Raw genomic sequence first — 21,729 nt, forward strand, 5'->3', positions numbered from 1 at the left:
CGCACGCGCCACGCACCGCTGGCCTTGCCCCCACGCAAAACTTGCATTTTGCGATCGCGAAGCAAAAACCCCGTGTGGTTCAGACCCCCCTGGAGAAAATTCAGGCAAAATTCGGGCATTCCTGCCGGGCTGTGACCCAGCCGGTGGCGTTCTCCAACCTATTTCTTGATCCTGAGATAAGCAATGAGTACCCAGCAACCCACCATCATCTACACGCTGACCGACGAAGCCCCGCTGCTGGCGACCAGTGCCTTTTTGCCCATCATCCGCACCTTCACCGCCCCGGCCGGCATCAACGTGACGACCAGCGACATCTCGGTGGCGGGCCGTATCCTGGGCGAATTCCCCGAATTCCTGACCGAGGCACAACGCGTGCCCGACAACCTGGCCGAGCTGGGCCGGCTGACCCTGCTGCCGGACACCAACATCATCAAGCTGCCCAATATCAGCGCCTCCGTGCACCAGCTGGTCAGCGCGATCAAGGAACTGCAGGCCAAGGGCTACAAGGTCCCGGATTTCCCGGAAGATCCGAAGACCGATGCCGAGAAGGCCATCCGCCAACGCTATTCGAAGTGCCTGGGAAGCGCCGTGAACCCGGTCCTGCGCGAAGGCAACTCGGACCGCCGCGCGCCGGCTGCCGTCAAGAACTACGCACGCAAGAACCCGCACAGCATGGGTGAGTGGAGCATGGCTTCGCGCACGCACGTGGCGCACATGAAGCACGGCGACTTCTATCACGGCGAAAAGTCCATGACCCTGGACCGCGCCCGCGACGTCAAGATGGAACTGGTCACCAAGAGCGGCAAGACCATCGTGCTCAAGCCGAAGGTGTCGCTGCTGGACGGCGAGATCATCGACAGCATGTTCATGAGCAAGAAGGCGCTGTGCGACTTCTACGAAGAGCAGATGGAAGACGCGCGCAAGACCGGCGTGATGCTGTCGCTGCACGTGAAGGCCACCATGATGAAGGTCTCGCACCCCATCGTGTTCGGCCACGCCGTGAAGATTTTCTACAAGGAAGCCTTCGAGAAGCACAGCAAGCTGTTCGACGAACTGGGCGTGAACGTCAACAACGGCCTGGTCAACCTGTACGACAAGCTGGAAAGCCTGCCGAGCTCCAAGCGCGAAGAAATCATCCGCGACATGCACGCTTGCCACGAACACCGTCCCGAGCTGGCGATGGTGGATTCGGCCAAGGGCATCTCCAACCTGCACGCGCCCAACGACGTGATCGTTGACGCCTCGATGCCGGCCATGATCCGCATCGGCGGCAAGATGTGGGGTGCCGACGGCCGTCCGAAGGACACCAAGGCCGTGATCCCGGAGAGCACGTTTGCCCGCATCTACCAGGAAATCATCAACTTCTGCAAGACCAACGGCAACTTCGACCCGGTCACCATGGGCACCGTGCCCAACGTCGGCCTGATGGCGCAGCAAGCCGAGGAATACGGCTCGCACGACAAGACCTTTGAAGTGCCCGAAGCCGGCGAAGCCCGCATCGTTGACATCGCCACCGGTGAAGTGCTGCTGGTGCAGAACGTGGAAGAGGGCGATATCTGGCGCATGTGCCAGGTCAAGGACGCGCCGATCCGCGACTGGGTCAAGCTGGCCGTCACGCGCGCGCGCAACTCCGGCATGCCCGCCATTTTCTGGCTGGACCCGTACCGCCCGCACGAAGCCGAGATGATCAAGAAGGTCGAGACCTACCTGAAGGATCACGACACCACCGGCCTGGACATCCAGATCATGTCGCAAGTGCGCGCCATGCGCTACACGCTGGAACGCGTCATCCGCGGCCTGGACACCATCTCGGTGACCGGCAACATCCTGCGCGACTACCTGACCGACCTGTTCCCGATCATGGAACTGGGCACCAGCGCCAAGATGCTTTCCATCGTCCCGCTGATGGCCGGCGGCGGCATGTACGAAACCGGCGCGGGCGGCTCGGCGCCGAAGCACGTCAAGCAGCTGGTGGAGGAAAACCACCTGCGCTGGGATTCTCTGGGTGAATTCCTGGCCCTGGCGGTGTCGCTGGAAGAGCTCGGCATCAAGACCAGCAACGAGAAGGCCAAGATCCTGGCCAAGACGCTGGACGCCGCTACTGGCAAGCTGCTGGACAACAACAAGAACCCGTCGCCCAAGACCGGCSAGCTGGACAACCGCGGCAGCCASTTCTACCTGGCCAWGTWCTGGGCCSAKGAACTGGCGGCACAGACCGACGATGCCGCCCTGGCAGCGCAGTTCGCGCCGCTGGCCAAGCAACTGACCGACAATGAGCAGGTCATCGTTGGCGAGCTGTCGGCCGTGCAAGGCAAGGAAGCCGATATCGGCGGCTACTACAAGCCCGACTTCGCCAAGCTGGACATCGTGATGCGCCCCAGCAAGACGCTGAACGCCGCGCTGGCAGCCATCAAGGCTTAAGCGGGTGCAAGCCTGGCCGCCCTGTCGCGCAGGGCGGCCGCCGGCGGCAGCCACGCCTTGGGAAAGGCGAGCCGCCATGGGAACCCCRGGTACCTGGCAACAGGTACCCGGGGTTCCTGCTATTCCCGCTATTCCTGCTATTCCAGCTTCACCTTGCCGTCCTTTGCGAGCCGGCGATATTGCGTTATCTCGCCTTGCACGCGCCGGCGGAAATCCTCCGCGTTGCCGCGCATGACCCAGATCGCCTGCCGCTGGAAGACCGCCTCCACGGAAGGGTCCAGAAGCACCCCCTGCAATTCCTTTTCCAGCCGCTCCACCACCGCTTGCGGCGTGGCGCGCGGCGCGGCAATGCCGAACCAGAATGCATTGCCGGGCATGGCGATGCCGAGTTCGGCAAAGGTTGGCACGCCCGGATACTCCGGCGAGCGCGCCCCGGTACTGATCGCCAGCGGGCGCAACTTGCCGGACGCGAGGTAAGGCTTGGCAACGGCGATGGGGTCGAGGCTCAGGTCGATCTGCCCGCCAATGACGTCGGCGAGGATCTGCGTGCTGCCGCGATATGGCACGGGGGTGATGTCCGCATGCAGGTCGGCCTCGATCATGGTGCCCACAATGTTTTGCGCGGTGCCCGGGCCGGTGGTGCCGTAGGTGATGGTGCCCGGTTGGGTGCTTGCACGCGCCAGCATGTCCGCGAATGACTTGATGCCGGAGTCCGCACGGGTGGTGAGTATCACAGGCGCCTGCGCGACGATGCCGATCGGCGCCCAGGCGCCTTCCGCCGGGATGGGCAGGCCGGTGCGCAGCGCGGGCAGCATGCTGAACGTGGTGGAGCTGGCGAGCAGCAGCGTGTATCCGTCGGCGGGTGCCTTGGCGACCTGCTCCGCGGCGATCATCGTGGCGGCACCCGGCCGGTTGTCGACGACCACGGGCTGGCCCAGTCGGGTACGCAGCTTATCGGCAATGACACGGGCAATGATGTCGGTGGTACCGCCCGCCGTGAAAGGGACTACCAGGTGCACGGTCCGGTGCGGGAAGGCTGCGGGGGCGGCCTGTGTCTGCGGGGCGGACACCGAGGCGGCCACCAGCAGCGAAGTGGTGATCAGCYGGCGCAACGGGTCTAAGGAAGAAAGCAGGTCCATGGGCAGGTCAAGTGGCGTCGGGTAGCAGCACCTGCAGGCTGGCGCGGGGAGACAGAAACACGGTAAGCATAAAAAAAATGTAGCGACTAGATGGCTTGGCCGGGCCATCGCGCCGATTCTACGTCAGATGCTGCGTTGCAATATGTGCGCCTGGCCGTGCTGTTGGTTGCACTAATCATTTTCCGTGCCATATAATGCGAACCATTCTCATTTAAGTTTGGCCGTGCCAGACACTTCACGATTGCAAGGGAAGCGATGGCCGCCGCCGAATCCGCGTTACAGCAGCATGTGCATGCCCTCTACAGCGATCACCATCGCTGGCTGCAGGGATGGCTGCGGCGCCAGCTTGGCAATGCGTTTGACGCCGCCGACCTGGCGCAGGATGTGTTTCTCCGCTTGCTCCATCGCGAGCCGTGCGATATCAGGGAACCGCGCACCTACCTGAGCACCATCGCGCGCGGCCTCGTCATCGAGCACTGGCGCCGCCGGGAGCTGGAGCTGGCCTGGCTGGAGACGCTGGCGCAACTGCCCGCGCCGCAGGCGCCGTCGCCCGAGAGCCGGCTGCTTTTCCTGGAAACCCTGATCGCCATCGACCGCATCCTCCATGCACTCAAGCCGCAGGTGCGCAAGGCGTTCCTGTGGGCCCAGCTCGAAGGGCTGACCTGCCGGCAGATCGCGGAGCGCCTCGGCGTGTCGCTGGCTACCGCCGAACGCTATGTCGCGGCGGCGCTGCGCCATTGCTACAGCTTGCGTTTCGGTGGTTGATGCCCGTGAGTGATTCCGCCAGGCCAGGCGAGCCAACGGCTACCCCCGGGCCGGAAACCCCGATCGCGACTCCGATCCCCGCGCGCATCGTCGACCAGGCCATCCACTGGATGGTCAAGCTCGACTTCAGCGAGGCCAGCGCCAGCACGCGCAAGGCATTTGCCCAATGGCGCGACGCCAATCCGCTGCACGCGGTTGCCTGGCAACGCGTGCAGGCACTGCGCACCGATTTCTCCGGCATGCCGCCAGCACTGGCGCTGCGTACCCTGCAAGCGGCCGACGCCCGGCGTAGCGTGGGCGGGCTAAAACGCAGGCAGGTGCTCAAGGTGTTGGCACTGGCCGGCATCTCGGTGGTCACGGCGGCAACCGTGCGCGAACTGGCGCCATGGCAGCGCCTGTTCGCCGACGCGAGCACGGCCACCGGCGAGCAGCGCACCATGCGCCTGGCCGATGGCAGCACCATCGTGCTCAACACCGATACCGTCATCCGTACCGCGCTGGACGCTGAGCGCCGTTTGGTCACGCTGCGGCGCGGGGAGATCCTGGTGACGACGGGACATGACGATGGCTTCGCGGCCCGCAGCGCAGCGGTGCGGCCGTTCTGGGTACAGACGCCGTTCGGCGGCCTGCGTGCGTTGGGCACGCGCTTTGTGGTGCGGATCGAGGACGGACGCGCCCGCGTTACCGTGCAGGAGGGCGCCGTGGAGCTGCACCCGGCTGCGGGCGGGGCGATCGACGTAGCGCGGGCGGGGACCACCTGGTGGCTCGCCAAGGCCGGCAGCATGCCGGCGCCGCCGCAGCCGTTCGAGGCGGACGGTTGGGCCGATGGCGTCATCGCAGGCAAGGACATGCGGCTGGCGGACGTACTGGCCGAACTATCGCGCTACCGCACCGGCCACATTGCCTGCGATCCGCGCGTGGCGGATCTGCGTATCTCGGGCGCCTATCACGTGCGCGACACCGATCGGGTGCTGCGCTTCCTGATGCAGGCGCAGCCGATCACCGTGGTCTATCGCACGCGCTTCTGGGTTTCGGTTGGCCCGGCGGGAGGGCGTTGATCCCATGCCAGGCGTGTCCGAAAAAATATGTCAGGAAGATTGAGGGGATTTCGATTCTCGACCGGCCTACAGCGTAGGAACTCAAATTAAACGCTGCCGGAGAAAGGAATCATGTCTGCAACTCGTTATGCCACTGTCATCGCCGCTGGACGCCCACCCCGACCCAAGCCGTTTGCGCTCGCCGTGCACCACGCCGTGGTCTGCCTTGCCATGGGCGCAACCGTGGCGCCGCTTGCCGTGAGCGCACAATCGCAGGCGGCCCCTGCCAACGCCGCGCCGACCCTGCCGGCGGTGACCGTCACCGCCGGCGCAGAGACGCCGGGCGAACTGCCGCAACCCTACGCGGGCGGCCAGGTAGCGCGCGGCGGCCGCTTGGGGCTGCTGGGCGACAAGGGCGTCATGGACACGCCGTTCGCCGTCAGCAACTACACCGCGCAGCGCCTGGAGGATCAGCAGGCCACCACGCTGGCCGAAGTGCTGAACAGCGATCCGTCCACGCGCTTCACGGGCCAGGTTGGCGGCGTGACCGACTCGTTCTATATCCGCGGCTTCCCGATCAACGAGGGCAACCTGTCCGAGATCGCGTTCGACGGCGTGTACGGCGTGTCGCCGAATTACCATCTGTTCACCGAGTACCTGGAGCGGGTCGAAGTGCTGAAGGGGCCGGCCGCCTTGCTGTATGGCATGTCGCCGAACAGCGGTGTCGGCGGCGTGGTCAATGTCGTGCCCAAGCGCGCGCTGGCGACGGACCTGACGCGTTTCACGCTCGACTATGCGTCCGACGCGCAGGTTGGCGGCGCGGTGGACCTGAGCCGCCGTTTCGGCGAAGACCGCGAGTGGGGCATTCGCTTCAACGGCCTGCACCGGCAGGGGCCGACGGCGCTCGACAACCAGAAGTCGCGCGCCGAGGTGGCCGCGCTGTCGCTCGACTATCGCGGCGAGCGCCTGCGGGCCTCGCTCGACCTGATCGAGCAGTACCAGTGGGTCGATGCTCCCACGCGTCCCTTCCTGATCACAGCCGGCGTGCAGGTCCCGTCGGCGCCGGGCGGCAGGCGCAATGTCAGTCAGCGCTGGGGTTGGTGGAAGTCCAACGATGTGTCGACGCTGCTGCACGCGGAATACGACCTCACCGACAACGTGACGGTGTTTGCCGATGCCGGCGGTACCCGCTCCGACGTGGCGCGCTTGTCCGACCAGACGCCAACCATCCTGAATTCGGCCGGGGCGACCTCGTCGGCCGTGCAGAACTGGAAGTTCCAGGTCAACCGATCGAGCTTCGATACCGGCGTCAGGAGCAAGTTCGAGACCGGCCCGGTCAAGCACGCGCTGGCGCTGCAGGCGAACCTGTATATGGACCGATTMGCCAGCGCCAACGTGTCCGGCACGCCGGTCACATCCAATATCTACGCCCCGGCCGACCGCCCGGCGCAGAACATTGCCGCGCCGCAAAGCGTGCCGAAAGTGTCCGACTCCACGCTGTCTGGCCTGTCACTGGCCGATACCTTGAGCGTGCTGGATGACCGCTTGCAGTTCACCCTTGGCCTGCGCTACCAGCAGGTCAAGTCGAGCAACTACGCGGCCACCGGGGCGAAGACCGCTTCGTACGACGAAAGCGCCGTCACGCCGTTGGCCGGCATCGTCTTCAAGCCCTGGCACAACGTCTCGCTCTATGCCAACTATGTCGAAGGGCTGAGCAAGGGAGACATCGCGCCGGCGACCGCGTCGAATGCGGGGCAGGTCTTTGCGCCATACAAGACCAAGCAGCAGGAAGTGGGTGTCAAGCTCGACGCGGGCAAGGTGATGGCGACCCTGGCCGCGTTCCGCATGACCAAGCCCAGCGGCCAGCTGTACGGGACGGTCTATGCCATCGACAGCGAGCAACGCAACCAGGGGCTGGAGCTGACCGTGTCGGGGCAGGCCTACAAGGGCGTGCGCCTGCTCGGCGGGCTGACCCTGCTTGACGGCGAGCTGACCAAGACCAACAGCGCAGCCACCCTTGGCAAGCGCCCCGTGGGCGTGCCTACCGTCATGGCCAACCTTGGCGGCGAGTGGGACCTGCCGTGGGTTCCGGGCCTGACGCTGACCAGCGCGGTCAACTACACGGGCAGCGAGTACGTCAACCAGGCGAACACGCAGCGGGTGTCGTCGTGGACAACCGTCGATCTCGGCGCGCGCTACAAGACGTCGATGTACGGCAAGTCCACGACGTTCCGGGCAGGGCTGTTCAATGCGTTCAACCGGAAGTACTGGTCCGGGGTGGCATCGTACGGCACGATCTCGCTCGGCGCGCCGCGGACCTTCATGGCTTCCATGAGCGTGGACTTCTAAGCATTGGCCGCACAACGCCTCGCGCTTTGCAGCGCCTTCGCTTGTCTTGCCCTGGGCTTGGGCGTGGCGCCGGATGCGGTGCTCGCGCAGGCGAGCCCGGTGGTAAGCCCGGTGGTAAGCCCGGTGGTAAGCCCGGCGGTAAGCCAGGTGTTAAGCCCGATGGCGAGCCCGGGCCAGGCGCGGATGTTCGCCATCGCGCCTGGGCCGCTTTACGCGGTCCTCAATCGCTTTGCCAGTGTCGGGGGCATCGATCTTTCCTATGATGCCGCACTGCTCGGCAGCGCCCAAAGCCCGGGACTGAATGGCCTCTATACCGTGCCGGACGGGCTGCGGGCGCTATTGGCAGGCAGCGGCCTGGAAGCGGTGGAAGTGCCGGGAGGCGGGTATGCATTGCGCAAGGCGCAGGCGGTCTCCGGCATCCAGGCCGCGCCGTTGCTGCCCACGGTCACGATCTTCGGGGCGGCAGCGGCTGCGCGCCGCCAAGGCAATCGAGGACCAGCAGGCGCGCACGGTGGGCGATATGGTGGCCGTCGATTCGTCCGTGCGCTATGTCAGCCAGCCTGGCGGCATCCTGGACGCCTTCACAATCCGCGGCTTTCCCGTTGGCAATGGCAACTTCGGCGAGATTGCCTTCGACGGCATGTACGGCGTGGCCTCTAACTACCGGGTATCGACCGGCTACATCGAACGCATCGAGCTGATCAAGGGCCCGACCGCCATGCTGATCGGCATGGCGCCCAGCGGCAGTGTCGGCGGTGGCATCAATATCGTGCCCAAGCGGGCGACCGGTCCCGACCTGACCCAGGTCACGGCCGACTATGCCGCGTCATCGCAGCTGGGCGGCAACCTTGACTTAAGCCGGCGGTTTGGCGCGCAGCGGCAGTTCGGCATTCGCTTCAATGGCAACTATCGGGCGGGTGACACCAACCTGGACAACCAGTCGCGCCACGCCGGTGCTGGCGCGCTGGCACTGGATTACCAGGGCGAGCGCCTGCGCGCGACGCTGGATTTCATCGGCCAGCGGGAGAGGATCGCCGCGCCATCGCGCCTCTTGCATATCGTGTCCGGCATCAACGTACCCGATGCGCCCAACGGACGGCGCAACATCTCGCAACCCTGGGAACACTCCAGCATCCGCGACCAGTCCCTGCTGGTGCAGGCGGAGTACGATATCGGCGACAAGCTCACCTGGTTCATCGCCGGCGGCGGCGGCCGTACCCGGGTGGCCAGGCTCTTTGCCATCACGCCCACCATCATCAACGGGGCCGGCGATATTGCCGTGCTGGACTCGAACTACCAGTTCAACGTAGCCCGCACCACCGTGGACACGGGCCTGCGCGCCCGCTTCGACACTGGGGCGGTGAGCCATCACCTGAGCTTGCTCGTGAGCGACTATCGGGACCAGCTGGAGCGCAGCTTCAACAATGCCGCGACCGCGTCGCTGACCAACCTCTATCAGCCCGTGTCGCTGCCCGTGCAGTACATCGCGGCGCCCGCCAGCGTGCCGAAGGTTTCCCAGACGCGGCTGTCCGGCGTGGCCCTGGCCGATACGCTGTCAATGCTGGACAAACGCGTGCAGCTGACGCTGGGGCTGCGCCGTCAGCAGGTCACGTCCGACAATTTCAGCGCCGGCGGCGCCATCGCTTCGCACTACGACCAGGGCGCCTGGACGCCGATGCTGGGCCTGGTGGTGAAGCCCTCGCGACACGTCACGCTGTATGCCAACCGCGCGGAAGGGTTGAGCAAGGGCGATACCGCCCCCGGCGGCGCCAGCAATGCCGGCGAGGTATTCGCGMCCTACAAGTCAAGGCAGCTTGAGTTCGGCGTGAAGGTGGAGCAGGGCGGGATGATGGCGACCGTCAGCGCATTCCAGATCGCCAAGGCGAGCGGCCAGATGGCCGGGACGCTGTTCGCCGCAAACGGCGAGCAGCGCAATCGCGGGCTGGAGTTCGGGCTGTACGGGGAGATGGCGGCCGGGGTGCGGCTGCTGGCCAGCGCTACCGTGCTCGATGCCAGGATTGTTCGCAGCAGCAGCCCCGGGTCGGCGGGCAAGGCGGCTGTCGGCGCGCCGACGCTGCAAGCCAACCTGGGCGCCGAATGGGATACCGGCTTCGCGCCGGGCCTGACGCTGGCCGGTGGGCTGGCCTACACGGGACGGCAATATGTCGACCAGGCCAATACGCAAAGCATCCCGCACTGGACCCGCGTCGACATCGGTGCGCGCTACCAGACTACCGTGGCGCGCAGGCAGACCACCTTTCGCCTCAATGTCCGCAATGTCTTTGACAAGCATGACTGGGCGGCGGTCGATGCCTACGGCGGGCTGGCGCAAGCCGAGCCGCGCACGCTGCTGCTTTCGGCAACGATGCGCTTCTGAGGCAGTTCTACTTGGCGGTGGTGGATTCCGCGGCGCGCTTGTCGGCATCGCGCAGGCGCTTGACGGCTTTGCCCAGCAGCCCGCCTTCGCTATCCGATACCGCTTCTTCCAGCGTGGCAAGAGCGGCCCTGATCTGCGTGCCGTGGGCGTTCGAGTACGCCTGGTCTTCAATCAGCGCGTCGGCTTCCTTGCGCACACGCTTGCCCAGCTTGCGGGCGAACTCGGGATCGAGCTGGCCTTGCGCGGTGGCATTGGCAATGTGGTCGAGCAGAGCGATCAGGCCCGGCGCGGTCGTGGTGGCCGGGACAGCGTCCTCGGTTTTCCTGAGTTTCTTGGGCATGGTTCTTTTCCTCCGGTTGGGGCTCGATTCTAGCGCTAGGGGGAAACCCGGGCCTGCTTCGCAGTATGAAAGATTTGTGACACCTTGTCGGCGCGACGGGTGATGACCGGGCTATGGCAGCGGCAGGGGAAAAACGCGGGGCGCTGATGATTTGCTGCGGTGCACACAATAGCACATTGCGGGCGGCGTAAAAAAGGGAGGGACACCGCATGTGTCTCCTCCCTTTTGGCGGGCGCCTTGCGGACACCCGGCCTGAGCCTGCCCGGATGGTCAGACTACCGTGGCTAGTGCCAGGGTCAGAAGCAGGGCGATCACCGAGATGAGCGTTTCGCACACTGACCAGGTCTTGAAGGTCTGGGCCACGGTCATGTTGAAGTACTCCTTGACCAGCCAGAAGCCGCCGTCGTTTACGTGCGACAGGATCAGCGAGCCGGCACCGGTGGTCAGCACCAGCAGYTCGGGCCGGGTGCCAGGCACGCTGGCGGCGATCGGCGCGACGATGCCGGCGGCCGTGGTCATGGCCACGGTAGCGGAGCCGGTGGCGATCCGGATCAGCACGGCGACCAGCCAGCCCAGCAGCAGCACCGACACATGCGCACCGGTGGCCACGTCGACGATGGCGTTGGAGATGCCCGAATCGCGCAGCACGCGGCCAAAGCCGCCGCCCGCGCCGACCACCAGCGTGATGATGGCGGTAGGCGCCACGCACTCGTTGGTGAACTTGAGGATGTTCTCCCGGGTGAAGCCGCGGCGCTTGCCGAAGGTGTAGAAGCTCACCAGCGCGGCGATCAGCAGCGCGATCACCGAGTTGCCGATCAGCTTGAGGAAGTCGTTGGCAAAGCTCTTGGGCGTGGTGATGAGGTCGGCCCAGCTGCCGATCAGCATCAGGATCACGGGCAGCAGGATGGTGAACAACGTGATGCCGAAGCCCGGCAGCTCATGCGAGGCTTGGACGCGTTCGTCCTCCTCGGTGAATTGCGCGGCCAGCGGATTCACATCCGGCAGCGTCACGTAGCGCGTCATCAGCTTGGCGAACAGCGGGCCAGCGATAGCCGCCGTGGGAATGCCCACGATCAGCGCGTACAGGATGGTCTTGCCGATATCCGCCTTGTAGGCGGTCACCGCCAGCAGCGCGGCGGGGTGCGGGGGGATCAGGCCGTGCACCACCGAAAGGCCGGCCACCATCGGGATGCCCACCAGCACCATGGAGGTGCCGGTACGCTTGGCCACGTTGAAGGCGATCGGCACCAGCAGCACGAAGCCCACTTCGAAGAACACGGGCAGGCCGACGATAAAGGCGATGGTCACCATGGCCCAGTGCACGTTCTTCTCGCCGAAGGCGTCAATCAGCGTGCGCGCGATGCGCTCGGCGCCGCCGGACTCCGCCATCATCTTGCCGAGCATGGTGCCCAGGCCCACCACCAGTGCGATGTGGCCGAGCGTGCCGCCAACGCCGGCCTCGAACGATTTGACGATGTCGCCCATCGGCATGCCCACGGCAAAGCCGAGCAGTACCGAGACGACCACCAGGGTGATAAAGGGATTGAGCTTGAATTTCGCGATCAGCACGACCAGTGCGATCACCGCGATCAACGCGTAAAGCAAAAGGGTGGTTCCGGTTACGGCGCCCATGTTGTCTCCTTTGTGCGAGGTCCGCCGGGACTCCGGCGGGGCTCCCTCGCTTCCGCTATGAAAAGGGCCGCGCTGGCGGCGGCCGGTTCAGGTCTTCGTGGCTGGCTGGCCCGGGATCAGGCAGCCGGCTTCTTGTAGGCGATGCAATCCACTTCGACCTTGCAGTCCACTACCATGCTTGACTGCACGCAGGCGCGCGCGGGCGGGTTGGCGCCGAAGTATTCCTTGAAGATCTTGTTGAACGACGCGAAGTCGCGCGCATCGTCCAGCCACACGCCACAGCGCACGATGTGCTCGGTGCCGTAGCCGGCTTCGGCCAGGATGGTCAGCACGTTCTTGATGGCCTGGTGGGTCTGCGCAACGATGCCGCCGTCGATCACCTCGCCGGCCACCATCGGCACCTGGCCGGACACGTAGAGCCAGCCGTCGGCTTGCACGGCACGGGAAAACGGCATGTGCTGGCCGCCGGTGCCGGCGCCGCCCTCGACGCCAAATCGTTTGATATCCATGGGGACTCCTGAAGCAGATTGCAAATTGGGAATTGGGAATGGGATGGTTACTGTGCCGGTGCCGCGCTGGCCCCGGCAGGCTTTGTGCGCGCGAGGAAGCGGCCGGCCCGCGCGCCGGTGGGCTTGCGCCGCTGCCACGACAGCTCGCCGTTGACCCACACGCAAGCGATGCCCTCGGCGGGCTGCATGGGATCGGTGAAGCTGGCCGCGTCGCGGATGGTGGCGGCGTCGAACAGGACCAGGTCGGCCCAGTAGCCTTCGCGCACCAGGCCGCGCTCGGCCAGGCCGAAGCGCTCGGCCGACAGGCCCGTCATCTTGTTGATCGCGACCGTCAGCGGGAACAGCTCGCGGTCACGGGCGTAGTGGCCCAGCACGCGCGGAAAGGCGCCCCACAGGCGCGGATGCGGCAGCGGATCGTTGGGCAGGCCATCGGATCCCACCACCGTGGCGGGATGGCTCAGGATGCGGTCCACGTCCGCGTCTTCCATGCAGTGATAGACCGCGCCGGCGGGTTGCAGGCGGCGCGCGGCGTCTTCGAGCCCTAGCTCCCACTCGGCCGCAATATCGGCCAGCAGGCGCCCGCCCATCTCGGGGTGCGGCTCGGACCAGGTCACCATGATGTCGAAATCGCTGGTGACCTGCTTCAGGTCGAGCGTGGAGGAGCTGGCGGTGTAGGGATAGCAATCGCAGCCCACCGGTTGCCAGCGTTGCGCGCGCTCCAGCGCATCCAGCACTTCCCCGCTGCGCCCCCAGTTGTCCAGGCCAGCGCACTTCATATGCGAGATCACCACCGGCACGCGCGCATGGCGCCCGATGCGGAAGGCTTCATCCATCGCCTCCAGGATGTCCGCGAACTCGCTGCGCAGGTGGGTGGCATAGAGCGCGCCCGCGTGCGCCAGCGGCTCGGCCAGCGCCAGCACTTCGTCCGTGGTGGCGGCAAAGGCGTTGGCATAAGCCAGGCCGGTGGACAGGCCGATGGCACCATGGTCGAGCGCTTCTTGCAGCTGTGCGCGCATTGCCGCGATCTCGGCCGGGGTGGCGGTACGGTCCAGCCGGTCCATGTGGTTGCTGCGCAGCGCCGTATGGCCGACCAGCGCGGCCACGTTCACTGCGGGCCGGGCAGCCTGCACGGCCGCAGCATAGGCGGCGAAGTCAGGGTAGCAAAAGGCGGCGGCGGTGCCGAGCAGGTTCATCGGGTCGGGCGGCTCGCCGCGCAGCGTGACGGGCGCCGCGCTGATGCCGCAGTTGCCGACGATCACCGTGGTGACGCCTTGCGATAGCTTGGGGGTCATCTCGGGCTGGCGAACCACGTTGGTGTCGTCGTGCGTGTGCACGTCGATAAAGCCCGGCGCCAGCACCAGGCCCGCGCCTTGCACCACATGCGCGGCGCTGCCGGGGTCGATGGCATCGCCGCCGTCTTCCAGCATGGCAATGCGCGCGATGCGCCCTGCGCGCAGCGCCACGTCGGCCAGGCGCGCCTCGGCGCCGGAGCCGTCGAGCAGGGTTACGCCGCGGATGAGGGTATCGAACAGTTCAGGCATGGTCAGTCTCCGAGCGGCTGGCGGCTATCGGTGGCGCCAGTGCCGCGGTGCGCGTCGAGCACGTACTTGAGCCGGCGCAGGTTGTCCTGGCTCTGGTCTTGCTGCAGCAGGGCGAGCTGGGTCGCCAGCACGTCCATGACCAGCAGCATCGCGTAGCGCGAGGCCGAGGGCTTGAAAATAAAATCCGTTTCCAGCGTGCGCACCGGCAGCAGCACGTCCGCGCGTGCCGCCAGCGGCGAGCCCAGCGCGGTCACGGCCACCAGTTTCGCGCCGTATTCGCGGGCAATATCGCAACTGGCCAGCATCTCGGGCACGTTGCCCGTGGCGGAGAACGCAAGCACGACATCGTCCTTGTGCAAGGTGGCTGCCACCATCTTCTGCAGCAGCGCGTCCTGGTAGCTGGCGACGGGACGGCCCAGCCGAGCCAGCCTGTAACGCGCTTCGTCGGCCATGAAGGACGAGCCGCCACCCATGCCAAAAGCGTAGACCATGCGCGCCTCCAGCAACAGGCGCGCCGCACGCTCCATATGGTCGGGATCGATCAGCTTGCGATTGACCTCAAGAGAGTCCAGGATATCCGCATGAATGCTGTCGGCCAGCGTGGCGGGGGACGGCTCCGCCGCGCGGGCGACCTCCGCTTGCAGGAAGCGCTGGCCCACGGCCGTGGCTTGCGCCAGGCGCAGCTTGAGGTCGCGCACGTCKCGGCAGCCGATGGCCTTGGCAAAGCGGGTCACGCTGGCTTCGCTTACCCCGGCCTGCCGCGCCAGCTCGTTGATGCTGGTGGCGGCGGCGCCCGCCAGGTCCTGCAGGATCACCTGGGCGACCTTCTGCTCGGCCAGGCGTAGCGTCGGGCCACGCTCGGCGATGCGGGTCAGGATGTCGAAGGGCGCGGACATGGTTGGCGGGTCAATGGTGGGGGCGAGCCGTCCCGGGGCGCAATGTCGCTCTGGAGCCAGCTTTGAATGTTACTTTATAACAAGGGTGAAATATCGTAATTTCAAGGCTATCATTACGTCAATCGGAATTTTGCAGGATGATGACAGCATGCGTGAAATAAAGTACCAAACCGGCACGATCGATCCGCTCAACAAGGCGCTGGGCAAGCTCGACGCCCCGCTGGCACCCGACGCAGCCGGCCAGGTGGGCTGGCAATTGCTGGCAGAAGACCTCAGCCTGCCGGCCGCCGTACTGTATGAAGAACGCCTGGCGCATAACCTGGATTGGATGCGCCGCTTCATGGGCGAGTACGGAGTGCAGCTGGCGCCGCATGGCAAGACCACCATGGCGCCCAAGCTGTTCGCGCGCCAGCTGGCCGCCGGCGCATGGGGCATCACGCTGGCCACCGCACACCAGACTGCCGCCGCGTACGCGCACGGCGTGCGGCGCGTGCTGATGGCCAACCAGCTGGTGGGCCGGCGCAATATGGAAATCGTGGCCGACCTGCTGCGTGATCCAGACTTCGAGTTCTTTACGCTGGTGGATTCGGCTGCGCTGGTGGACCAGCTGGGCACGTACTTCAGCGCACGCGGCCAGAAGCTGCAGGTCCTGCTGGAACTGGGCGTGCCAGGCGGGCGCACCGGCGTGCGCGGTGCGCAGCAGCAAGAAGCGGTGCTGGCGGCGCTGGCGCGCTGGCCCGGCGTGCTGTCGCTGGCCGGCGTGGAAATCTACGAGGGCGTGCTCCAGGAAGAGGCCGATATCCGCGACTTCCTGCGGCGCACCGTGGCGGTGACGCGCGAGCTGTTCGCGGCCGGCCGCTTCGGCCGCAGCCCGGTGGTGATGTCCGGCGCGGGCTCGGCCTGGTACGACGTGGTGGCGGAGGAGTTCGCCCGCACCGATATCGGCGCGCCGATCGACATCGTGCTGCGCCCGGGCTGCTACCTCACGCACGACGTGGGCATCTACCGCGCCGCGCAAAGACGGATTCTGGCCAGCAACCCGGTCGCACAGAAGATGCGCGAGGGCCTGTTGCCGGCCTTGCAGTTGTGGGCCTATGTGCAGTCGATTCCCGAGCCGGAGCGCGCCATCATCGGCATGGGCAAGCGCGACGCCGCCTTCGATGCGGGCATGCCGATCCCGGCGCAGGTCTACCGGCCCGGTGCGAGCGCGCCGGTGGCGGTGCCCGCGCACTGGGAGGTGACGGGCATGATKGACCAGCACGCTTATCTGGCGATCCACCCCGGCGACGATATCCAGGTCGGAGACATGGTGGCTTTTGATATTTCCCATCCCTGTCTTACCTTCGACAAGTGGCGCCACATTCCGGTGCTCGACGGCGACCTGCGCGTGATCGATCTCGTGCAGACGTTTTTCTGAACGGCCGCACGCAGCAGCAAAGACAGCCATAACGGCAACGACAGCAACAACAGCAACGACAGCGACAACAGGGGACGCTTGCACCATGAGCATCGACATTCTCGCCTTCGGCGAAGCGCTGGTTGAGTTCAACCAGCAGCCCGACGATCCCGCACGCTACCTGCAGGGCTTTGGCGGCGACACTTCCAATTTCTGCATCGCCGCGGCGCGCCAGGGCGCCCACGCCGGCTATATCAGCGCGGTGGGCGAGGACACCTTCGGCGAGCGGCTGCTGGCGCTGTGGACGCAGGAGCGGGTAGATACCCGCCACGTGCGCATCGACGCGGGCGCGCCCACAGGCGTGTACTTCGTCACCCACGACGCGCACGGGCACCGTTTCGACTACCTGCGCAGTGGCTCGGCGGCCAGCCACTACAGCCACGAGAACCTCCCGCACCATGCCATCGCCGAAGCGCGCTACCTGCATGTGTCAGGCATCAGCCTGGCCATCAGCACCAGTGCCTGCGATGCAGGACTGGCGGCAATGGAGCATGCGCGCAAGGCCGGTTGCCAGGTCACGCTGGACACCAACCTGCGCCTGCGCCTGTGGACCCTGGCGCGCGCGCGCGGCATCATGCGCGAGGCCTTCGCACTGACCGATGTGTGCCTGCCGAGCTGGGACGACATCACCGTGCTCACGGGCCTCGATGACCGCGACGCCATCGTCGACTATCTGCTGGGCTGCGGCATCGGGCTGGTCGCGCTGAAGCTGGGCGAGGAGGGCGCGTACGTGGCCACGCCTGAGGCGCGCACGCTGGTGCCGCCGTACGTGGTGCGCCCGGTGGATGCTACCGGGGCCGGCGATTGCTTTGGCGGCAGCTTCGTCGCGCGCCTTGCCGCCGGCGACGATCCGTTCGATGCCGCGCGCTACGCCAACGTGGCGGCCGCGCTGTCCACCACCGGCTATGGTGCCGTGGCGCCAATCCCCTCCACAGAAACCGTGCTGGCGCGAATGGCGCAGTCGGTTTCCGTGATTGCCTGATTCCCAAGCCGTCAAGCCATCAAGCCCTAGCTCTAAGTTCAATCGTCCGACCTGACCGAAGATCCACTGCCATGCAAACCCAATCTACCTCGCTGATCGAACGCCTCGTTAACGTGCCGGTGATCCCGGTGCTCGAGTTTTCCTCCGTGGACGAAGCCCTGCATGTGTCCGAAGCCTTGATCGGCGGCGGCCTGCCGGTGCTGGAGATCACGCTGCGCACGCCGGTGGCGCTGGACGCCATCAAGGCGGTGGCGGCAGCTTTCCCGCAAGCCTGCGTAGGCGCGGGCACGGTGTTGACGGCGGCCGACCTGAAGGCCGTGAGCGAGGCCGGCGCGCAGTTCGCGGTTTCACCCGGGCTCACGCCGGCGCTGGCCGTGGCCGCGCAGGGTGCGGGCGTGGCGCTGCTGCCCGGCGTAGCCACCGCCAGCGAGGCGATGGCCGCGATGGAAGCCGGTTTCAAGTTCCTGAAGTTCTTTCCGGCGGAAGCGTCGGGCGGCGTGCCGATGCTCAAGTCGCTTTACGGGCCGTTCGCGCAGCTGCGCTTCTGCCCGACGGGCGGCATCGACCTTGCCCGCGCGCCAACCTATCTCGCGCTGCCCAATGTGGTCTGCGTTGGCGGATCCTGGGTGGTGCCCAAGGATGCGGTGGCCAAGGGCGACTGGGCGCGGGTGCGCACACTGGCGCAGGAGGCTGCTGCACTGCGCAAGTCCGCCTGAAGCCCCCAAAGGCGTCGGACAAAGGCGGATAGCGGGCCGCCGCGCCAGGTTATAAGCTTGGCATATCCCGACTGCTGGAGGCAGCATGGCTGTGCAACTGGCCGGTCCGGCCCCGCGTGGCATGGCAGTTTCCCGCCGCCGCGGCGCAATACTGGCCCAGCGGCTTGGCCGCGTGTTGATTTGCGCGAGCATCCTGTTTGCCCAGGGGTGCRCCAGCCTGCCCAAGGAAGCGCCGCGCGAGCAGAGCGCAGCGCTGGCAGATCCGGCGACCACCGCCCTCGGGCGGCTGGTTGCGCAGAGCTCGCCCGATCAGGCGCTGTCCGGCTTTCATGTGATCGCCTCTGGAGAAGAAGCCTACGGTACGCTGATTTCGCTCGCTGACCATGCCACGCGCACCCTGGATCTGCAGTACTACATCATCGAGGCCGACGAATCATCCCGCGAGATCCTGCGGCACGTGCGGGCAGCGGCCGAGCGGGGCGTGCGCGTGCGCGTGCTGGTGGACGACCTGCATAGCGACGGCGAGGATCGCGCCTTCCTGCGCTTCGCGGGCCATCGCAATATCGAAGTACGCATGTTCAACCCGTTTCCTGCGGGGCGATTTTCCAAGTTGACGCGGATGCTCTCGTCCGCCACCGATGTCCGCCGGCTCAACCGCCGCATGCACAACAAGGCCTTTATCGCCGACAACGCGCTGGCCATGACGGGGGGGCGCAATATCGGCAACGCCTATTTCCTGCGCGCTCCCGACACAAATTTCGTCGACCTTGATGTGATCGCTGCCGGCCCCGCGGTACGTCGGCTGTCCGCCGCATTCGACCGATACTGGAACAACCCGCTGGCCGTGCCGGTGGAAGTCCTGGCAACCCCGGCGGAGGCGGCGGACGCGGCCTCCGCCTCCGGCACTAGCGCGGCGCGGCCCGAGCAGGCCCTCGTCGGCACGCAGACGGATAGCAAGCGCATCGAAGCACTGGGCATGACGCCTCCCGGCAAGATCGATGCGCGGGAGAGCTTCCTGGGCCGCCAGTTCACGGCTGGCGGCAAGCTGGCTCTCGAATGGGCATCGGCAAGCGTGATGGTCGACGCGCCGAGCAAAGCCGCGCCGGACCAGGCGCCAGCCGGCGGCGAGACCATGAGCCAGGAGCTGGGCCGCATGCTGAGCGGGGCGAGCCAGGAGATCATCCTGATTTCCCCCTATTTCATCCCGGGCGACCGCGGCGTCGCGTGGATGGCGGATCTGGTCAAGCGGGGCGTCAAGGTGCGGGTATTGACCAACTCACTGGCCGCCACCGATGCGCCCATCGTCCATGTGGGCTACCGGCGCTATCGGCCCGACCTGCTGCGCGCGGGGGTGGAACTGCATGAGCTCAAGTCGCGCCCCGGCCGGCCGCGGCAAATCATCGGGGATTACACGTCTTCGCAGGCTAGCCTGCATGTGAAGGCGGCCGTCGCCGACCGGACCAACCTGTTTGTGGGATCGATGAACTTTGATCCGCGCTCGGCCAGCCAGAACACGGAGACGGGCCTGATCATCCATAGTGCCAAGCTGGCGCAGCAAGTCGCGCAGTTGTTCGCGGGGGCGATCGACGACAACAGCTACCTGCTGCGCTTGTCCGATCAGGGCGCGGTGCAGTGGGTGGATGGCAAGGGGGATAAGGCAGTGGTGTCCGATACCGAGCCGGATACAAGCTGGCAGAAGCGCTTGTGGATCGACGTACTTGCGCCATTCACGCCTGAGCAGTTGTTGTGACGCCGCGGAGCGCCATGCCTGGCGCTCCGGTGCCGTCAGCGCATCTTACTTGCTGCGATCGGCTGCGCCTTCCAGCTTTTGGCCACCCTTCTGTATATCCTGGCCCAGGCCGGCCATGGTGTTGCAGCCAGCCAGCAGGGTGGCAAACAGAACGCAGAAGATCCATCCTTTTTTCACGCCAGACTCCTTTCGGTCATTGAATTTGCCGCGATTTTACGTTGTCGCGGTGCTCTATTGAAGCACGATGCGTGCCATTTTGTAACCGATCGTGCCAAGACTGTGGCGCGGCGCGGGCAAGCGCTGCGACCTAGGTCAGCAATTCACGCGCGCGTGCGCAGATTGCAGCATGTGTCTGCGCCAGCCAGTGAGCCGGGAAGGGCTGCGCCAGCAAGTATCCCTGTATGGCACAGCAGCCCCAACGTTGCACTTCGGCCAGTTGGTGCCGAGTTTCGACGCCCTTGGCACAGACTGGCAGGCCAAGGCGCCATGCCTGTTCGCAAGCGGCTTGCAGCCGCGCGGCGGCGCCGGCCTGGCCCGGCTGCTCTGGCTGCTCGCTGCTGCCGATGCAGCGCGCGTTGAACGTCAGTAAATCGGGTTGCAGGCGCTCCAGTGTTGACGTGCCGCCGGGCGCGTCGGCAAAGTCGCTCAGGGCAAACCGCAGGCCCGCGCCGCGCAACGTGGCGAGCTTGGCCGCGGCAACGTGGTCGCCGGCCAACAATGCCTCGCCGGGAATCTCGAGGCAGATCCTTGCCGGGTCGAGCTTGCGTGCTGCCAGCATGCGCAGCAAGGTGTCGATCAGCGGGGTGCCGTGCAACTGGGCGCTGGAAACCAGCAACGATAGCTCCACCGGGTCGGCGACGCCCGGGCAATCCAGCAGGGGCAGGGCGTTTTCCATCAGCCAGCGTGCCACCTCGCCCATCATGCCAAGAGATTCCAGCGCGGGCAGGAAGTCTTGCGGCGCGACACGCCCCAACTCAGGACTCTGCCAGCGCAGGCGGGCCGTATAGCCAGTCACGCAACCGGTGGCCAGCGATGCCCTTGCCTGCAGGTTCAGCGCGATCTGCCCGCGCGCCAAGGCAAAAGGCAGGGCGGCCAGGAGCGGTGTGGAAAGTGATGCAGGGGTGGTAATGGCGCCACCGGCAACGCCGTCGCCGCCGCGTTTGCGTACGCGCAGCATCGCGTCATAGGCCTCATGGAGGCTGCGCTCCGCCGGCTTGTCGGGTTCGTCCAGCGCCACGCCAATGCTGCTGGACAGGAACAGCTCGAACCCGTTTTGCACGAATGGCCGCGCCAGGCCAGCGGCCACGGCGCGCGCCAGGCGCGTCGCTGCTTCCATGAGGTCGGCCGCCAGCTGTCGCTGCGGGGCCAGCGCCACAAGCGCACCGATGTCCGCCTGGCCTAGCCAGGTCACTTCGGCCTGCAGCGCCAGCGCGGCTATGCGCGCCGCCACCTGCGCGCGTAGCTGCGCCGATAGCGCCGCGCCAAGCGTTTCGCTAGCGTAGGTAAAGCGATCGAGGTGGATCACCAGCACCGCGAAGCGCCGCTGCGTGGCCAGCGGCATCTGCCGCCGCGCCATCAAGGCAGCCACGAAGTCGCATTTTTCATGAGGGTCCACCTCCGGCGAGCGGACGGCATCGTCTGCGTCTGGATGCATTGGGGTCCCTGTGGGCAGCATGATTTCGCCGCACGGTGGCATGAGCGCGGGCCGCCATGCCTTGGCTGCGGCAACCGCCGCGCCATCGGCGCACTGGCTCGGGGACCTGGCCCTCAAGCCGGCGTCAGGGATGGCGCGGCACAGTGACGATCATACGGTAGAGCA

The 21,729-nt window shown here is 66.3% G+C and carries 17 protein-coding genes and 1 pseudogene; 10 read left to right on the plus strand and 8 right to left on the minus strand.

Features of this window, described 5'->3' with window-relative positions; genetic code table 11:
- The first annotated feature begins 183 nt into the window (after nt 1-183).
- Nucleotides 184-2,421: an NADP-dependent isocitrate dehydrogenase gene (locus AC1DS3_RS18255; protein WP_477127648.1), complete on the plus strand. Its 2,238-nt coding sequence runs from the start codon at nt 184-186 to the stop codon at nt 2,419-2,421.
- 137 nt (nt 2,422-2,558) lie between these two features.
- Here the strand turns inward: AC1DS3_RS18255 and AC1DS3_RS18260 are convergent, their stop codons facing one another.
- Nucleotides 2,559-3,560 (minus strand): Bug family tripartite tricarboxylate transporter substrate binding protein, encoded by a 1,002-nt coding sequence (locus AC1DS3_RS18260; RefSeq protein ID WP_477127649.1) that lies wholly within the window; start codon nt 3,558-3,560, stop codon nt 2,559-2,561.
- Nucleotides 3,561-3,815: 255 nt separating this feature from the next.
- Here AC1DS3_RS18260 and AC1DS3_RS18265 point away from each other — a divergent pair, with 255 nt between their 5' ends.
- From AC1DS3_RS18265 to AC1DS3_RS18285, 5 genes and pseudogenes are all read left to right on the plus strand, one after another.
- Entirely contained in the window at nt 3,816-4,325 is a 510-nt protein-coding gene (locus AC1DS3_RS18265; protein ID WP_441638848.1) for a sigma-70 family RNA polymerase sigma factor, read from the plus strand.
- Nucleotides 4,325-5,383, plus strand: coding sequence for a FecR domain-containing protein (locus AC1DS3_RS18270; RefSeq protein ID WP_441638850.1), 1,059 nt, complete (start codon nt 4,325-4,327; stop codon nt 5,381-5,383). Before AC1DS3_RS18265 ends, AC1DS3_RS18270 begins: the two co-directional genes overlap by 1 nt.
- 111 nt (nt 5,384-5,494) lie before the next feature.
- A complete protein-coding gene (locus AC1DS3_RS18275; protein WP_477127650.1) occupies nt 5,495-7,711 on the plus strand; it encodes a TonB-dependent receptor in 2,217 nt (738 codons plus the stop codon).
- Nucleotides 7,712-7,894: 183 nt separating this feature from the next.
- A pseudogene (locus AC1DS3_RS18280) lies at nt 7,895-8,050 on the plus strand (hypothetical protein); the annotation flags it as partial.
- Between the two features lie 181 nt (nt 8,051-8,231).
- Nucleotides 8,232-10,088 carry a TonB-dependent receptor gene (locus AC1DS3_RS18285; protein WP_477127651.1) on the plus strand — a complete coding sequence of 619 codons (1,857 nt, stop codon included), beginning with the start codon at nt 8,232-8,234 and terminating at the stop codon, nt 10,086-10,088.
- Nucleotides 10,089-10,095: 7 nt separating this feature from the next.
- On the opposite strand, the gene AC1DS3_RS18290 is transcribed toward AC1DS3_RS18285, so the two are convergent.
- From AC1DS3_RS18290 to AC1DS3_RS18310, 5 genes are all read right to left on the minus strand, one after another.
- Nucleotides 10,096-10,428 (minus strand): hypothetical protein, encoded by a 333-nt coding sequence (locus AC1DS3_RS18290; protein WP_441638856.1) that lies wholly within the window; start codon nt 10,426-10,428, stop codon nt 10,096-10,098.
- Between the two features lie 270 nt (nt 10,429-10,698).
- Nucleotides 10,699-12,060, minus strand: a complete 1,362-nt coding sequence (locus AC1DS3_RS18295) for a GntP family permease (RefSeq protein WP_174423583.1) — start codon at nt 12,058-12,060, stop codon at nt 10,699-10,701.
- Nucleotides 12,061-12,176: 116 nt separating this feature from the next.
- On the minus strand, nt 12,177-12,569 hold the full coding sequence (locus AC1DS3_RS18300; RefSeq protein ID WP_441638860.1) for a RidA family protein: 393 nt from the start codon (nt 12,567-12,569) through the stop codon (nt 12,177-12,179).
- A 47-nt stretch (nt 12,570-12,616) separates the two neighbouring features.
- Nucleotides 12,617-14,110 (minus strand): N-acyl-D-amino-acid deacylase family protein, encoded by a 1,494-nt coding sequence (locus AC1DS3_RS18305; protein ID WP_441638862.1) that lies wholly within the window; start codon nt 14,108-14,110, stop codon nt 12,617-12,619.
- 2 nt (nt 14,111-14,112) lie between these two features.
- Nucleotides 14,113-15,006, minus strand: coding sequence for a MurR/RpiR family transcriptional regulator (locus tag AC1DS3_RS18310; protein WP_150985497.1), 894 nt, complete (start codon nt 15,004-15,006; stop codon nt 14,113-14,115).
- A gap of 148 nt (nt 15,007-15,154) precedes the next feature.
- On the opposite strand from AC1DS3_RS18310, the gene AC1DS3_RS18315 reads away from it, so the two are divergent.
- The 4 genes from AC1DS3_RS18315 to AC1DS3_RS18330 all read left to right on the plus strand — a co-directional run bounded on the left by AC1DS3_RS18315 (nt 15,155) and on the right by AC1DS3_RS18330 (nt 19,910).
- A complete protein-coding gene (locus AC1DS3_RS18315; RefSeq protein WP_477127652.1) occupies nt 15,155-16,423 on the plus strand; it encodes an amino acid deaminase in 1,269 nt (422 codons plus the stop codon).
- Between the two features lie 85 nt (nt 16,424-16,508).
- Nucleotides 16,509-17,444 carry a sugar kinase gene (locus AC1DS3_RS18320; protein WP_441638868.1) on the plus strand — a complete coding sequence of 312 codons (936 nt, stop codon included), beginning with the start codon at nt 16,509-16,511 and terminating at the stop codon, nt 17,442-17,444.
- Between the two features lie 71 nt (nt 17,445-17,515).
- Nucleotides 17,516-18,160, plus strand: a complete 645-nt coding sequence (gene eda, locus AC1DS3_RS18325; protein WP_441638870.1) for a bifunctional 4-hydroxy-2-oxoglutarate aldolase/2-dehydro-3-deoxy-phosphogluconate aldolase — start codon at nt 17,516-17,518, stop codon at nt 18,158-18,160.
- 85 nt (nt 18,161-18,245) lie between these two features.
- Nucleotides 18,246-19,910 (plus strand): phospholipase D-like domain-containing protein, encoded by a 1,665-nt coding sequence (locus tag AC1DS3_RS18330; RefSeq protein ID WP_477127653.1) that lies wholly within the window; start codon nt 18,246-18,248, stop codon nt 19,908-19,910.
- A gap of 45 nt (nt 19,911-19,955) precedes the next feature.
- Here the strand turns inward: AC1DS3_RS18330 and AC1DS3_RS18335 are convergent, their stop codons facing one another.
- Together AC1DS3_RS18335 and AC1DS3_RS18340 are read right to left on the minus strand one after the other, a co-directional pair.
- Nucleotides 19,956-20,087: an entericidin A/B family lipoprotein gene (locus AC1DS3_RS18335; RefSeq protein WP_006163387.1), complete on the minus strand. Its 132-nt coding sequence runs from the start codon at nt 20,085-20,087 to the stop codon at nt 19,956-19,958.
- A gap of 130 nt (nt 20,088-20,217) precedes the next feature.
- Complete coding sequence (locus tag AC1DS3_RS18340) at nt 20,218-21,564, minus strand: GGDEF domain-containing phosphodiesterase (protein WP_477127654.1); 1,347 nt, start codon at nt 21,562-21,564, stop codon at nt 20,218-20,220.
- Between the last annotated feature and the right edge of the window lie 165 nt (nt 21,565-21,729).

It is taken from the genome of Cupriavidus sp. 01L46, assembly GCF_056399905.1.

Excerpts from the sequence above, each read along its gene's own strand:
- AC1DS3_RS18265 (WP_441638848.1), top strand. The coding sequence starts at position 3,816 with ATGGCCGCCGCCGAATCCGCGTTACAGCAGCATGTGCATGCCCTCTAC.
- AC1DS3_RS18270 (WP_441638850.1), top strand. The coding sequence starts at position 4,325 with ATGCCCGTGAGTGATTCCGCCAGGCCAGGCGAGCCAACGGCTACCCCC.
- AC1DS3_RS18290 (WP_441638856.1), bottom strand. The coding sequence starts at position 10,428 with ATGCCCAAGAAACTCAGGAAAACCGAGGACGCTGTCCCGGCCACCACG.
- AC1DS3_RS18300 (WP_441638860.1), bottom strand. The coding sequence starts at position 12,569 with ATGGATATCAAACGATTTGGCGTCGAGGGCGGCGCCGGCACCGGCGGC.
- AC1DS3_RS18305 (WP_441638862.1), bottom strand. The coding sequence starts at position 14,110 with ATGCCTGAACTGTTCGATACCCTCATCCGCGGCGTAACCCTGCTCGAC.
- AC1DS3_RS18320 (WP_441638868.1), top strand. The coding sequence starts at position 16,509 with ATGAGCATCGACATTCTCGCCTTCGGCGAAGCGCTGGTTGAGTTCAAC.
- eda (WP_441638870.1), top strand. The coding sequence starts at position 17,516 with ATGCAAACCCAATCTACCTCGCTGATCGAACGCCTCGTTAACGTGCCG.
- AC1DS3_RS18340 (WP_477127654.1), bottom strand. The coding sequence starts at position 21,564 with ATGCATCCAGACGCAGACGATGCCGTCCGCTCGCCGGAGGTGGACCCT.